Annotated in this window: 11 protein-coding genes and 1 pseudogene; 5 read left to right on the plus strand and 7 right to left on the minus strand. The window is 59.5% G+C overall.

Annotated features, from left to right (window positions below; translation table 11 throughout):
* Positions 1-172: 172 nt before the first annotated feature.
* The 3 genes from ACQE3D_RS12680 to ACQE3D_RS12690 form a co-directional block, all read right to left on the minus strand.
* Positions 173-484, minus strand: coding sequence for a hypothetical protein (locus tag ACQE3D_RS12680; protein ID WP_064029747.1), 312 nt, complete (start codon positions 482-484; stop codon positions 173-175).
* Between the two features lie 199 nt (positions 485-683).
* Positions 684-1,418 carry an SDR family NAD(P)-dependent oxidoreductase gene (locus ACQE3D_RS12685; protein ID WP_313730214.1) on the minus strand — a complete coding sequence of 245 codons (735 nt, stop codon included), beginning with the start codon at positions 1,416-1,418 and terminating at the stop codon, positions 684-686.
* A 9-nt stretch (positions 1,419-1,427) separates the two neighbouring features.
* Entirely contained in the window at positions 1,428-2,084 is a 657-nt protein-coding gene (locus ACQE3D_RS12690) for a DUF938 domain-containing protein (RefSeq protein ID WP_313730213.1), read from the minus strand.
* A gap of 222 nt (positions 2,085-2,306) precedes the next feature.
* Here ACQE3D_RS12690 and ACQE3D_RS12695 point away from each other — a divergent pair, with 222 nt between their 5' ends.
* Positions 2,307-3,854 (plus strand): sigma 54-interacting transcriptional regulator, encoded by a 1,548-nt coding sequence (locus ACQE3D_RS12695; protein ID WP_064029752.1) that lies wholly within the window; start codon positions 2,307-2,309, stop codon positions 3,852-3,854.
* Positions 3,855-3,864: 10 nt separating this feature from the next.
* Here ACQE3D_RS12695 and ACQE3D_RS12700 read toward each other — a convergent pair whose 3' ends face one another.
* Together ACQE3D_RS12700 and ACQE3D_RS12705 are read right to left on the minus strand one after the other, a co-directional pair.
* Positions 3,865-5,457, minus strand: coding sequence for an ABC-F family ATPase (locus ACQE3D_RS12700; RefSeq protein WP_064029754.1), 1,593 nt, complete (start codon positions 5,455-5,457; stop codon positions 3,865-3,867).
* A gap of 337 nt (positions 5,458-5,794) precedes the next feature.
* Entirely contained in the window at positions 5,795-6,919 is a 1,125-nt protein-coding gene (locus tag ACQE3D_RS12705) for an aminotransferase class V-fold PLP-dependent enzyme (protein WP_313730212.1), read from the minus strand.
* 397 nt (positions 6,920-7,316) lie between these two features.
* On the opposite strand from ACQE3D_RS12705, the gene ACQE3D_RS12710 reads away from it, so the two are divergent.
* The 4 genes from ACQE3D_RS12710 (at position 7,317) to ACQE3D_RS12725 (ending at position 12,933) form a co-directional block, all read left to right on the plus strand.
* The gene (locus ACQE3D_RS12710; RefSeq protein ID WP_313730211.1) at positions 7,317-9,671 is read left to right on the plus strand and encodes a TonB-dependent siderophore receptor; all 2,355 of its coding nucleotides are present in this window, start codon (positions 7,317-7,319) and stop codon (positions 9,669-9,671) included.
* On the plus strand, positions 9,672-10,823 hold the full coding sequence (locus tag ACQE3D_RS12715; RefSeq protein WP_313730210.1) for a PepSY-associated TM helix domain-containing protein: 1,152 nt from the start codon (positions 9,672-9,674) through the stop codon (positions 10,821-10,823).
* A gap of 648 nt (positions 10,824-11,471) precedes the next feature.
* Positions 11,472-11,684 carry a hypothetical protein gene (locus tag ACQE3D_RS12720; protein ID WP_313730209.1) on the plus strand — a complete coding sequence of 71 codons (213 nt, stop codon included), beginning with the start codon at positions 11,472-11,474 and terminating at the stop codon, positions 11,682-11,684.
* Positions 11,685-11,718: 34 nt separating this feature from the next.
* On the plus strand, positions 11,719-12,933 hold the full coding sequence (locus tag ACQE3D_RS12725) for an MFS transporter (RefSeq protein ID WP_313730208.1): 1,215 nt from the start codon (positions 11,719-11,721) through the stop codon (positions 12,931-12,933).
* Here the strand turns inward: ACQE3D_RS12725 and ACQE3D_RS12730 are convergent.
* On the minus strand, positions 12,930-13,508 hold the full coding sequence (locus ACQE3D_RS12730) for a phosphoglycerate mutase family protein (protein ID WP_313730207.1): 579 nt from the start codon (positions 13,506-13,508) through the stop codon (positions 12,930-12,932). The genes ACQE3D_RS12725 and ACQE3D_RS12730 overlap by 4 nt on opposite strands.
* A gap of 172 nt (positions 13,509-13,680) precedes the next feature.
* Positions 13,681-13,965, minus strand: a pseudogene (locus ACQE3D_RS12735) (transposase domain-containing protein); the annotation flags it as partial.
* Positions 13,966-13,968 lie beyond the last annotated feature (3 nt).

Below are 13,968 nucleotides of genomic sequence, written 5' to 3' on the forward strand. Positions count from 1 at the left end.
GGTTACGATCATCCCTCGCGCATTAGGCGTCCCTGCGCCGGACTTTGCGACCGATCGCCTGGAAACGCCAGGGTAACGTGCCGATATTGGCGTAAACGTGACGTCTTCTAACGAATTTCAAGTGCGTGGCTTCCGGTATTGAACGCGACGGGCAACGTCATCGTTATCCAAGCTATCCACCCGTATAAAACGGGGAGTCCATGCCGATATTGGCGTCTTGGGTGACATCGCCATCGAACAGTTTTACCGACAAATTGCCCTTCACTTGTTGGGTAAACGGCAGTAACAAGCCGTCGATATAACGTTGGGCATTTTCTATCGAATCGAATTCGTAAAAACCGCCTACCGTGTGATTGTTGATACCGCTCAACCAAGTTTTGGACTTTAAACCCGGATATGTTTTCATCTCGACATTGATCGGTCTCCAATCAATATGCTCGAACGGAATCGCCACTTGGAACTCCGCATACAAAAATATTTTCATCCGTCTACCTCGTTTGAATTAGTGTGTTTACTCTGAAAGGCGTTGGAAGGCGTACCGACATACGGGTCTAGGAATACTCCCAATCGCCGCTCACAAACCGATCCTGTAATTTCCCGTGCACGAAAACCGTTTGACGATCGTTAACTTATCGGTCGGCGCCGACGAGTCTTGGCTTGCGCCGATCGATCGGCCAATCTGTTCAAAACGGCTCCTTAAAGGGTCGAAAATCCAGCTCCTGCGTCCAGGCGCTGGGATGCTGCCGGTGCAGCGCCCAGTAGTTTTCGGCCAGCGCCTCCAGCTTTAACAAGCCGTCGTCGCCCTTGGTCGAGACGTATCGGGAAAACTGGCCTCTTGCCCTGTCGCCGTCGATAACGCCGTCGATAATGGTATGAACGACGTGGACACCCTTGGGCCCGAACTCCCGCGCCATGCCCTGCGCTAAGGCCCGTAAGCCAGCCTTGGCGGTGGCGAACGCGGTAAACGGCGGTCTGGCGCGGGTTGAGGCCGTCGCGCCGGTAAAAATCAACGTGCCACGTCCCTGGGATTGCATGATCGCGGCCGCCTGTTTCCCGAATAAAAACCCGCCGAGACAGTTTTGCCGCCACAGGCGGCTAAACATATCGCTGTCGGTTTCCAGCAACGGCGCGCAGTTGTTGCTGTCGACGTTATACACCGCGATCGCCAATGGCAAGCCGCTTTCGCGAATCGCGTCGAACAGACGCTCGACATCCGTTTCGCACGTGGCATCGGCCACTACCGCGCTACTCCGACCGCCCGCCTGGGCGATTTTTTCGGCGACCAGCTCCAGTTTGCCGGCGCTACGTCCGGCAATGAATACGTGCAACCCTTGCGCGGCGAAATGTTTGGCCAACGCGGCGCCCAATCCCCGCTCCGGCCCTACCCCGATGACAACCGCCGACCCGAATCCGCTCATCGCTCCTCCTTAGGATTTTCGGCCGAAAATCAGCGAGAAATTATTCGCCGGCATGTCGATTTGCTCCTTCAATTCCATGCCGTGCCGCTCGGCCGCGGCGCGTAAATCGGCGACATCTTTCAAGCCCCACTCGGAAACGCCCGCCGAACTGAGAGTTTCGTGAAACACCTTGTTCGAATCGGTCGTAAAAGTGCCTTCCACGCGGAACGGGCCGTAAATCAGCAAAATACCCTGATTGTCGAGCAAGTGTGAGGCGCACTCCATCATGCCGTCGGCGATGGAGATCGGCGCAACCTGAAAAATGTTGATACAAAAGATGGCGTCGAAACTGCCTTTCGCGCCGGGATTGAACCAGGTGTCGGGATCGGTCAAATCCAAATGGACCGGGTCGGCAATATTGTCGTTACCGTGATCCACCGTAAATTGCTTGATGTTATCGAAGACCTCCCGATCCTTATCAGTCGGATGGAAGTGCAAGTGGTCGAAATGCGGCGCGAAAAAATTGATATGCATGCCGCTGCCGCTGGCCATTTCCAAAACCCGACCTTTATCTTTGGGGAGTTTCTCTTTTAATACGCCTAAAATCGGTTCGCGATTGCGATTACCGGCCCAGGCCACGTATTCGCTCAATGGATGCGGGTTCAATGGCGGTTTGTTGTCACTCATGTTATTGTCCTCGAAAGATCGTTATCGTTGTTGTTAAATCCAGCCCGCGGATTTAATGAAATCGGCAATTTACCCGGCTGGCGCATCGAGTACAGCAATACGCGGGCCAAGCCTTAAAACATGCCTGATCAGCGTAAAATCAAAGACCTACCGCAAGCCATTCGGCCAAATCGCGAATCCGTGCTTCAATGAGTGAAATTTAATTTCAATTGTTAGCGATCGATGAACGAACACGATTTTTCCCAGATTTCCCCGGCGTTTTTTCTGCAAACCTTCATCCTGGAATTGATGCACGCCTGCGAACAGGAAGGCGGCGACTACTGCGAATCCTTGATCGAACGCATCGCCAAGAGTGCCGGTCTGTACTTCGAGCAAACTTACCGGGCCGAATACCGACGGTCCGGCGAACTGGACCAGGACGCCTACATCGACTTGATTCTGGCTCTAAAAAATCATATCGGCGGCAATTTTTCGCTAGCTTCCGTGGAGGCCGGCACCATTACCGTCGTTAACACCCGTTGTCCGTTCGGGGACGGCGTAAGCAATTTTCCGGAACTATGTCGAATGACCTCGAGCGTGTTTGGCGGAATCGCCGCCCGGAATTTCGGCTACGCCAAAGTCGAAATCCGCCAGAGCATCGCTCGGCAAAACGGAGGTTGCGAAGTGTGCATTCACACTCGGCGCGATGGCGCCGTCGGCAAACCCGGTCTGGAATATCGCCGCGAGGATCAGCCGGAAGATAAGCTGGAAATGGCCGCGCTGCATTCGCGGATTGAAGAGCGGATGCGTAACGTCTGGTGGAGCCTACCCAAGCGTCATCCCACCAAACCAGCGCCGGCCATCGTCGCCAAATCGGCGGCGATGCAAAGCGTCTTGCAACAAGTTGAAGTCGTGGCGCCGACTAAGGCCACGGTACTGATTAATGGCGAAACCGGCGTGGGTAAGGAGTTGATAGCGCGAGCGATACACGCGATGAGCGACCGAGGTCACAAACCGTTCGTGGCGATCAATTGCGGAGCTATACCGGAAAGTCTGATCGAAAGCGCGTTGTTCGGCCACGAAAAAGGCGCGTTTACCGGCGCCATCGAGGTTCATCAAGGTTTTTTCGAACGCGCCGAGGGCGGAACACTGTTTCTCGACGAAGTCGATGCCTTGTCCCCCGCCGCGCAAACCCGCTTATTGCGCGTGATTCAGGAGGGCGAGATGGAGCGGGTCGGCGGCAAGCACACCTTGCACGTCGACGTGCGGATCGTTTCGGCCAGCAACCGATCCTTGACGCAACACGTCGAACAAGGCTTATTTCGACAGGACTTATTCTATCGCTTGAATGTGGTGCGCCTATGGATACCGCCGTTGGCTCAACGACCGGAAGACTTGCCACATCTGGTGCAATTGATCTTGAAACGCCTGAACCAAGCCTACGCGAAAAACGTTCAGTCGGTCAGCCGCGACGTGATGGGACAAATCCGCGCCTACCATTGGCCCGGAAACGTGCGTGAGCTGGAAAACACGTTGGAACGCAGCGTGTTGTTCTGCAAGGGCAGCGAATTGACCCGTCTTGAGCTGGACAGACAACCTGTCGCCGTCGGCCACGACTGGCGAACGCACAAGCAAAGCTTGGTCGATGACGCCGAATCGGCCTTCCTGCGGCAGGCATTGCAAAACCATCGCGGCAACGTCAAACCGGTCGCCGACGCGATGGGGCTAACGCCGAGAGCGGTTTACGCCAAGCTGAAAAAATATGGCATCGTGCCGAGCCGTTTTAAGTAAGCGGACGGGACTACGCAATATCCTGGCTGCGCAAATACTCTTCGTATTCGCCTTGGTAATCGACAACGCCGTTCGGGGTGAGTTCGATAACGCGGGTGGCCAAGGACGAGACGAACTCGCGGTCGTGGCTGACGAAAATCAATGTGCCGGGGTAGTTTTCCAACGCGATGTTCAGCGATTCGATCGATTCCATGTCCAAGTGGTTGGTCGGCTCGTCCAACACCAGCACGTTGTTTTTTTGCAGGATTAGCTTGCCGAACAGCATCCGGCCTTGTTCGCCGCCGGACAGCACCTTCACCGATTTATTGATCTCGTCCTGCGAAAACAACAAACGGCCCAGCGTGCCGCGTATCACTTGATCGTCGTCGCTTTCCTTCCGCCACTGGCCCATCCAATTGATCAAGGTCAGATCTTCGGCAAAATCCTCGGCGTGGTCTTGCGCGAAATAGCCGACATCGGCGTTTTCGGCCCACTTGACCTCACCTTGATCCGGCGCCAATTCGCCGACCAGGGTTTTCAACAAGGTGGACTTACCGATGCCGTTGGGGCCGATCACCGCCACCCGCTCGCCAGCGGCGATCATCAAATTGAGGTTTTCGAACAAAGGCCGCTCGCCATAGCCTTTGCCAAGGTTTTCCACTTCCACGGCCAAGCGATGCAGTTTTTTGGCTTGGTCGAAACGAATAAAGGGGTTGACCCGGCTGGACGGCTTGACTTCATCGAGCTTGATCTTTTCCAACTGCCGCGCCCGCGACGTGGCTTGCTTGGCCTTGGACGCATTGGCGGAAAAGCGGCTAACGAAGGTCTGCAATTCGGCGATCTGGGCTTTTTTCTTGGCATTGCTGGCTAGCAACTGCTCCCTGACCTGGGTCACGGCGGTCATGTAATCGTCGTAGTTGCCCGGATACACCCGCAGCTCGCCGTAATCCAGATCGGCCATGTGGGTGCAGACGCTGTTCAAGAAATGCCGATCGTGGGAAATGATCACCATCGTCGATTCGCGCTCGTTCAGCACGTTTTCCAGCCAGCGTATCGTGTTGATATCCAGGTTGTTGGTCGGCTCGTCGAGCAACATGATGTCGGGATCGGCGAACAAGGCCTGGGCCAGCAACACCCGCAGTTTCCAGCCGGGGGCGACCGCGCTCATCGGACCGTTATGCTGCTCCAGCGGAATATCCAGCCCCAGCAGCAGTTCGCCGGCTCGGGATTCGGCGGTGTAGCCGTTGTATTCGGCGAATACGGCTTCCAACTCGGCGGCGCGCATGTAGTCGTCTTCGGTCGCGTCCAGATTGGCATAAATGGCGTCGCGTTCCGACATCGCCGCCCACATTTCGGCGTGGCCCATCATCACCACGTCCAATACGCGGCGGTCTTCGTAGGCGAATTGATCCTGACGCAACACGCCGATGCGATCGTTGGGCGCGATGCTGACATTGCCGGCCGAGGGCTCCAAATCACCGCTGAGGATTTTCATAAAGGTCGATTTGCCGCAACCGTTCGCGCCGATCAGACCAAAGCGATGGCCGTTGCCGAATTTGACCGAAATGTTTTCGAACAGGGGCTTGGCCCCGAATTGCATCGTGATGTTAGCTGTAGAGATCAAGAAAATATCCGTTAGATAGAGAGGCTGGGCCTAGTTGTACTTTGTCAGATGACTCAATAAGCATCGTCATTCCGGCATGGAGGCCGGACCCGTTAGAGCGCGGAGCGAATCCAAACGCCATGGACGGATTTAGCAGACCATCCACGGCACCGGATGCCCGCTTCCCGGCGGGCATGACGATCTTCAACCAATCTCACAAAGTAGAACTAGCCCGGCCCTAAAAAAGTAGGAGGCGGCATTTTAACAGAGTTGCCGCGCCCCGCCGCCGGCAACACCGCAACCCGGCTTCGGCCAGGCGCCGTCGCGACACCGCTCGGCCCCGGCCCGGCGGAGAGTCTTACAGTTGGTCCAAAGCCGCCGCCAGCGTCGCCACGGTGCGGTCGAGGTTTTGCAGCTTGTCCAAACCGAACAAACCGAGCCGGAAGGTTTTGAAATCCGCACCTTCGCCGCACTGCAACGGCACGCCGGCGGCGATCTGCAAACCCAGATCGACGAATTTCTTGCCGGTCTTGAGGTCGTCGTCGCTGGTGTAGCACACCACCACGCCCGGCGCACCAAAACCGGTCGCGGCGACCGATTTAAAGCCGCGTTCGGCCAGTAAGGCGCGCACGCGACTTCCCAATTCCAACTGCTCGTCCTTAACCTTGGCGAAACCGTAGGCTTCGGTTTCCAGCATCACCGCGCGCAAGCCGCGCAAACCGTCGGTCGGCATCGTCGCGTGATACGCGTGGCCGCCCTGCTCGTAAGCTTCCATGATTTGCAACCATTTTTTCAGGTCGGCGGCGAAGCTGGTGCTGGTGGTAGCGTCGATGCGCTCGCGCGCCGCCGCACCCAGCATCACCAGGCCGCAACACGGCGACGCGCTCCAGTCTTTCTGCGGCGCGCTGATCAAGATGTCCACGCCAAGCTGCTTCATGTCTACCCAGACCGTGCCGGATGCGATGCAATCCAGCACAAACAGCCCGCCAACCGCGTGCACCGCGTCGGCCAGCGCCCGCAGATAATCGTCAGGCAACATCATGCCGGCCGAGGTTTCCACGTGCGGCGCAAACACAAAATCCGGTTTCTCGCGGGCGATGGCCGCCACCGCTTCCTCGACGGGTACCGGCGTATAGGCCGGTTGCGGTCCCGCTTCGTTGGGCCGGGCCGCCAGCACGACCGCTTCGGATGGGATCGCCCCCATCTCGAAAATCTGGGTCCAGCGATAGCTGAACCAGCCGTTGCGTATCACCAGACATTTTTTGCCGGTGGCGAATTGGCGCGCCACCGCTTCCATGCCGAAAGTCCCTGAACCCGGCACGACGATCGCCGCTTCGGCGTTGTAAACGGTTTTCAGAATGCGCGAGATGTCGCGCAGGGTTTCCTGAAACACTACCGACATATGATTGGTCGCGCGGTCGGTGTAGACCACCGAATATTCCAACAAGCCATCCGGATCGACATGGGCTAATAATCCAGGCACGGTTTCATCTCCTCGTTTGATTAATCTTCAATTAAATTCGAATTTGTCGGATTCCACACAATCTCGGCACGCCCGCCGCGCGAACGTCCACCCGACATCGGACGCGACGGCAGCCGCGGGTCCCGTCGGCCGGCCGACCCGGACCGAGCAAACCGGCCATCTTATCGCGACTTGGCTTAAAAAGTATTCAAGATACGGGCCATATCGGTTTTCGGTGTTCGCGGGTTGGCTGGAAGGCTGGACGGGATGCCAAATCAACATAGGTTGCGGCGCGGCCTGGGAACATGCCCCCAAGTCTTCCGAACCAGCTCGAAGCGGCACAAATCGTCTCTGCTGGCGGGATTTGCAATCCGCTGCGTCTATGCCTGTGTAACCCCCAAAAATGGAGAACAGGAATATGACACCGACAATCAAACGCCTGGCGGCCGGCATCGCGCTGATGTCCGCGCAAGCCTACGCCGAGGAAGGCATCCACCGATTTAACATTCCGGCGCAAAGCCTGGTCTCGGCCTTGCAACAGCTATCGGCCCAGTCCGGCGCAGCGATGCTGTATGCCGAACAATCGGCCGCCGGCAAGACCAGCCCGGCGCTGCAAGGCGATTTCACGCTGACGGAAGCCGTGCGCCGCCTACTGACCGGTAGCGGCCTGACATTCCATATCGGCGCCGACGGTACCGTCACCCTCAAGCCGGCCGGTAACGACGGCGCTTCGACACTGGGCGCGGTGACCGTCACCGCGAATGCCATTTACGACAGCACCAACCCCTACAATCCGGACTACACCCGCCCTACCGCCGCGACCGCCACCAAAACCGATACCGCGCTGATCGAAACCCCGTTTTCGGTCAAGGTGATTCCGCAACAAGTCATCGAGGATCAGCAAGGCGTGCGTTTGGAGCGGGCGCTGCAAAACGTCAGCGGCGTGACCCGCGAGCCGGCCGGCAACTTGACCGTGGAAAGCTTTAACGTGCGCGGCTTTCAAAGTTTTTACACCTACCGCGACGGCCTGCGGATGGGGTTGTTTTCACCCAGGGAAATGGCCAACGTGGAGCGAGTGGAAGTGCTGAAAGGCCCCGGCTCTATTCTGTACGGCCGCGCCGACCCCGGCGGCGTGATCAACATCGTTACCAAGCAACCGTTGGCCGATCCGTATTATTCGTTGCAACAGCAATTCGGCTCTTACGATTTTTACCGCACCGCGATCGACGCGACCGGTCCGTTAACGGCCGACAAATCGCTGCGCTACCGGGTGAACTTGTCCTACGAAGACGCCCACTCGTTCAAGGAATTCAACAAGAACGAAAACATCTTCGTCGCGCCGGTCCTGGTCTGGGAAATCAGCCCGCGCACCCGCGTTGGCCTGGAACTGGAATACGCCAACATCCGCTCGCCGGTTGACATCGGCATTCCGCCGCTGAACGGCAAGCCGATTCTACTGCCGCGCGAACGCAATCTCGGCGAATCCTGGGCCAAGCGCAATAACGAACAGATCTTGGTGGGGCTGAATTGGTCGCACGACTTCAACGAAGACTGGAACATCAAGCAACGCTTCAACACGCAGCTGGTCACCGAGGACGAAGTGTATGTGGGCCGCAACGGCTGGATTGGCGACGGCGTGGACAGCCGCTATTACGGTCAGCAAACCGATACGATGAACACTTATTTCACCAACGTCGACCTGACCGGCAAGTTCGACACCTGGGGTGCCAAGCACACGCTGTTGCTCGGCGGCGATTACTATCAGCAAGACGAAGTGGCCGCTTACGCCGACTACATCGGCGACTTGCCAATCAACGTTTACAACCCCAGCCATTTGGCCAACCGGCCGTCGCTGGCCGACGGCAGCGCCGGCCAGTACGGTAGCCTGACCGAGTGGTACGGCGTATATTTGCAGGACCAAGTCAAACTGCCCTTCAACCTGCACGCCCTGGGCGGCTTACGTTACGACAACGCCACCACCACCGACAACTTCGCGCCGTTCAGCAGCTACGTCGACGACCGGGTCAGCCCGCGCGGCGGTCTGTTGTGGCGGCCGATTCCGCAATTGTCGGTCTACGGCAGCTACACCGAAAACTTCGGCGCGACCAACGCCTTCGATCAGGATAACAAGCCGCTCCGGCCGCAAACCGCGCGGCAATGGGAAGTCGGCGTCAAGACCGAGCTGTGGGACGAACGCTTCACCGGCACGCTGGCCTACTTCGACTTGACCAAGCAAAACATGCCGACCGTCGATCCGCTGCATCCCAACCGCTCGGTGGCCATCGGCGAAGTAGCAAGCCGCGGCCTGGAAGTCGATTTGGCCGGCAAGCTCCTGCCCGGCTGGCAGATCATCGGCGCCTACGCCTACACCCCCTTCGTCGAAGTCACCAAGGATTATGCCGACGACGGCACCGGCAACGTGACGCCCGGCAAAACCGGCAAGCGCAACCCCAACGTCGCCCGCCACAACGGCAGCTTGTGGACCACCTACGAATTCCAGTCCGGCGACCTGAACGGTCTGACGCTGGGTGGCGGCGCGACCGCGATCGGCAACCGCAAGGGCGACTTCGACAACAGCTACACCCTACCCGGCTACGCCACCTTTAACCTGATGGCCGGCTATAAACTCAAGCTCGGCGGCAGCCGGGCCAGCCTGCAGCTGAACGTGGACAACCTGCTGGACAAGACCTATTACTCCGGCAGCAACGGCGGCCAGGTCATCCATTACGGCATGCCGCGCACCTTCATGGGCTCGTTGCGTATCGAGTATTGAATGAGCCGCCAGCGCCTACGCGGCCTCTGGTTGAGGCTGCATCGTTATCTGGGCCTGATCCTGGGCCTGCCGCTAACGCTGATCGGCCTGAGCGGCAGCCTGATCGTGTTCGGTTGGCCGCTGGATGCCTGGTTGAATCGTGAGCTGACGCGGGTAGCGGTTCCGCCCGGCGCGGTGACGCGGCCCTTGGCCGAAATCATCGCGGCGGCGCGGGCCTACCTACCGGCCGATGCCGCGCCGCTGGACTGGCTGATGTTTCCGCAGCGCGCCGATCAAGCCTTCCGCTTCAGTTACCGCCTGCCGGCATCGCCGGACAGCTACGAAATTTTCATCGATCCCTACACCGCTAGCGTGGTCGGCCAGCGCTTGTGGGGCGACTTCGCCGCCTGTTGCAGTTGGCACGGACCGATCATGACCGTGATTTACCGATTTCACGACTCGTTTTGGCTGGGCGAAACCGGCCAAACCCTGGTGGGCGGCATCGGCTTGATCGGTTTGGTTTCGGTCCTGAGCGGTATCGCGTTGTGGTGGCCGACCCCCGGCAAATGGCGCGCGGCGTTGACGGCCAAGGCCGGTGCCAGCCGCCAACGGCGGGTGTTCGATCTGCATAAATTGGCCGGGAGCTATGGGTTTGTCGTGTTCGCCGCGTTGTTGTTCACCGGCGCCTACATGAACTTTCCGGCGCAAAGCCGGGCCATCGTCGATCGCTTTTCGCCGCTGACGACCGCGCCGGACGACTTGCACTCGACGCCCGGCGCCGGCCTCGCGCTGTCGGTGGATGCCGCCGTCGCGGCGGCGCGGCGCTATTTTCCCGGCGGCAAACCGGCGACGCTGGCCTTGCCGACCATGCCGGACGGCGTCTACGTCGTCGAGTTGTTCGGCGGCGACGAAGTGACGCCGACGCTGGCCGGCCATCGCCTGACCATCGATCAATATTCCGGCGCCCTATTGCACCGAACCGACCCGGCCCACCTCAGCGCCGGCGACCGCTTTCACGCCTGGCAATTCGGCCTGCACAGCGGTCAGGCCTTGGGCTTGGCCGGACAACTGTTGGTGATAGCCTGCGGTCCGGTACCGGCGATACTGTACGTGACCGGTTTCATCCGCTGGCGGCAAAAACGCAGGGCCCGCCTCTTGGCGGACCAACGCTAGATTGGGCCGGTAACATGATTATTGATCCGGCCTCGGGACCGTTAAAAGGCCATTCGCCTGGGTCCGGTCAAATACGCGCTCGCTGGTGCTTGAATTACGCGGCCGACCCGACCATTTACAACGTAAGTGCAATGAAACCAAACAATCGGGTCTTAACCGTTCCTTGAGCGGAGCCGAAGGGAACCTCAAACATCAACCATTCCCCGAGCGGAGCCGGGCCGGGTTTTATCCGTCCGTCCCTCATGCGGAGTTGGGCCGACTTATCCGTTCCCTGACTGTAATCCCGGTCGGGCCTCAACCGTTCCCTGACCGTAATCCCGGTCGAGCCTCAACCGTACCCTGAGCGGAGCCGAAGGGAACTTCAAACATCAAAAACCTAAATTGCTAGAAAGCGCAGCCCCAAAACCGGGTATCGTTGGCTCGACGCCGGGCAAAAAATACTCGGCACCGGGTATCAACGGCATCGGCGGCGCAAAACTCAACGGAGCGCTAACGCGGCAGCGCTGGATCGGATAAGCCGTCCACGCTGCGATCTGTTGCGAGCGGTCGCGGTCGATCCGAGCGCGGAGACCGCCGCCGCCCAGGCGTTTTTGACCCAGGTCCGCTCCGGTTTCGCGGTCGCCGCCCAATCCGCGCCGGCAATGCGCGATGAATTTTGCTGTGGAAGCCGTGCCGTCGCCGTTGTCGATCGATCGGAAAGACCGGCGGCGCGACATCCACAAAGGCTTCCGCTTCGGCGAGGTCAACGATCCACGCAAGGCTCAACCAATCGCCGGCCGAACCGGCAATCCAAGGCCTTGGCGGCGCGGGGTTGCGGCACATTGCCGGAAGCCGGCCCACCCTGCATCCGGATGCCTGTAAAATCGCGGTTTTGTTGTCTGCTTCGCCAAGCCCCGTGACCGCCGCCGCCAGTCGTCTCCATCATTTCCGCTCGCCCTTCGACGATGGGCGATCCATCGCGATTTCGCTGTACATGACGCTGGTCGGCTACGGTGTGTTGGTGGCCTTGCCGGCGATCAGTGCCGCACGCGTGGCCTTGCTGGGGTTTTCCGAAGAACAGGTCGGCCGGCTGTCCAGCGCCGATTTGGGCGGCTTGGCCGCCGGCGCGGCGCTGGGCGCGGCCTTGATTGCCAAGGGCAACCGGCGGCGCCTGGTATGGCTGGGCGCGCTGACCGTGATCGTCGCCAATGTCTTGTGTCTGCGTTATCAACAATACCCGATCACGCTGCTTCTTCGACTGCTGGCCGGCTTGGGCAGCGGTCTGTACACGTCGGTGGCGGTGGCCAATCTGGGCGCCACCGCGCGGCCGGCCCAGGCCTATAACCGCATGCTGTTCGCGTTCGCGTTTTCCCAGGCGCTGGAATTGCAGGTATTGCCGCACTTGTCGATGAACGGCATTTACGCCGGTTTCATCGCGGCCTACGCCCTCGGTCTGGCGGGGCTGAACTGGATGCCCGCCCACGCCGCGGACCGCCAGTTGGACGTGGCCGTCGATGTCGAGAATGGCGAAGGCCACCGCGTCGAACATCGCCGCGTGCCGGCCTATCTGGTTTGGCTGTGCCTGCTGGCGATATTGCTGACCTATACCAACATCGGCGGTTATTGGACCTATATCGAACTCGCGGCCCGCTCGGCCGGCGTCGCGCCGGATTGGATCAGCCGCTTGCTGGTGTGGGGTTCGCTGGCCGGGATTTTGGGTTGCTTGCTGGCGACCCGGATCAGCAACCGCTTCGGCTTGGCCAGGCCGCTATTGGCGGCGTTGATGATGATGGCGGCGGCGGTCGGCTTGCTCGGCTTGGGCATGAATACCGCGAGCGTGACGCTGAGCCTGTTGGCGTTCAATTGGCTGTGGATTTTTATCGACGTGTATCAAATGGGTTTTATCGCCAACGCCGACCACTCCGGCCGCTATTCGTCGCTGATTCCCGCCGCGCAAGGCTTAGGGCAAATCTTCGGCCCCAACCTCGCCGCATCGCTGCTGGCCGGCGGCGCCGATTACCCAACGCTGTTTAGCATGTGCGCGCTGTTCGCGTTGCTGGCCTGGCTGACCTATCTGGCGACCTACTTTCGGCTGCGCCGCCTGATACCGGAATTGGCCGACGCCGCTTAATCGCCGACCGAAGCGGTGCCGGGCCGCTGATATACCGCGAATGCCCAAAAGTCATGGTCCTGTTTCGCGGGACCGCTCCAGCCCTGGGCCCGCAATTCCCGCGCGATCAAGTAGTTGATGACGCCATGCCCCACCAAGACCACCGGCTCAAGTTCGGCGGCCAGGCCAATCAAGCGCTGGGCCGCGGTCCGCGCGCGGCGCCTGGCGTTGCGATACGATTCGCCATTTCGGGCATATCCCGCCAACCATGCCAAACGCAACAAGGTCAACCAAACCGAAATCGGCAGCTTTAAAGCACCGCTACTGAAATGCGGCAACGCCGCTTCGCGAAACACCGCCTCCGCCGCTTGCCGATCGTCGAATCCCAAGGCCCGCGCCGACTGCCGGGCGCGCGGCAAATCGCTGCAAACCGCCCGCTTGGCGCCGGCGGCGATCGCCAACGTTGCCGGCGGCGGCGTATCGACGATGTCGGCGTTTTGGTAGGCGCGAGCAATGCCGGCCAGCTCGCGAGCCCTGGCCCTGCCGGTCAGCGCCACGGCCGGCCGACCATGGCGAATCAGGATAATGCGTGGCATACCGTTAGGTTTGGATAAAATCTCAGGTTAACACGATCCCGCACAAACGGCGTGGGGCGGATTAAACCTATCGCGACGCAAGCGCTAGCCGACACAAAGCAACTCATGACCCGGCGTACACATTTGGGACAATCGGAATTACCTTACCAACGCCGCCGGAGAAGGTGGCGCGTTACGATTCAACGCCACCGAATTGGAAGCGAAATCGAATAAGCTGGCAGCGAACACTTGCCCTGTTGCAAGGTAGCAGGGCGTCGAAGTCTTCGACGGTTTTGACCTGCGGCAACAGACGGAACAATTCCACCAAATAGCTGTAGGGATCGATGCGGTTGGCTTTGCAGGTTTCGATGAGCGAATAGAGATTGGCGCTGGCCTGAGCACCGGCCACCGTGTCGCAGAACAACCAGTTGCGGCGTCCTGTTACGAAGGGGTGTATGGAGTTTTCGCAGAGGTTGTTGCA

The sequence above is a fragment of the Methylomonas sp. MS20 genome, from assembly GCF_050275925.1.
GTDB classification, from domain to species: Bacteria; Pseudomonadota; Gammaproteobacteria; order Methylococcales; family Methylomonadaceae; genus Methylomonas; species Methylomonas koyamae_A.

Bases quoted from the DNA above. Each gene is read 5' to 3' on its own strand.
- ACQE3D_RS12680 (WP_064029747.1), bottom strand. From the start codon at position 484: ATGAAAATATTTTTGTATGCGGAGTTCCAAGTGGCGATTCCGTTCGAG.
- ACQE3D_RS12720 (WP_313730209.1), top strand. From the start codon at position 11,472: ATGAATTTTGCTGTGGAAGCCGTGCCGTCGCCGTTGTCGATCGATCGG.
- ACQE3D_RS12715 (WP_313730210.1), top strand. From the start codon at position 9,672: ATGAGCCGCCAGCGCCTACGCGGCCTCTGGTTGAGGCTGCATCGTTAT.
- ACQE3D_RS12730 (WP_313730207.1), bottom strand. From the start codon at position 13,508: ATGCCACGCATTATCCTGATTCGCCATGGTCGGCCGGCCGTGGCGCTG.
- ACQE3D_RS12710 (WP_313730211.1), top strand. From the start codon at position 7,317: ATGACACCGACAATCAAACGCCTGGCGGCCGGCATCGCGCTGATGTCC.
- ACQE3D_RS12695 (WP_064029752.1), top strand. From the start codon at position 2,307: ATGAACGAACACGATTTTTCCCAGATTTCCCCGGCGTTTTTTCTGCAA.
- ACQE3D_RS12685 (WP_313730214.1), bottom strand. From the start codon at position 1,418: ATGAGCGGATTCGGGTCGGCGGTTGTCATCGGGGTAGGGCCGGAGCGG.
- ACQE3D_RS12690 (WP_313730213.1), bottom strand. From the start codon at position 2,084: ATGAGTGACAACAAACCGCCATTGAACCCGCATCCATTGAGCGAATAC.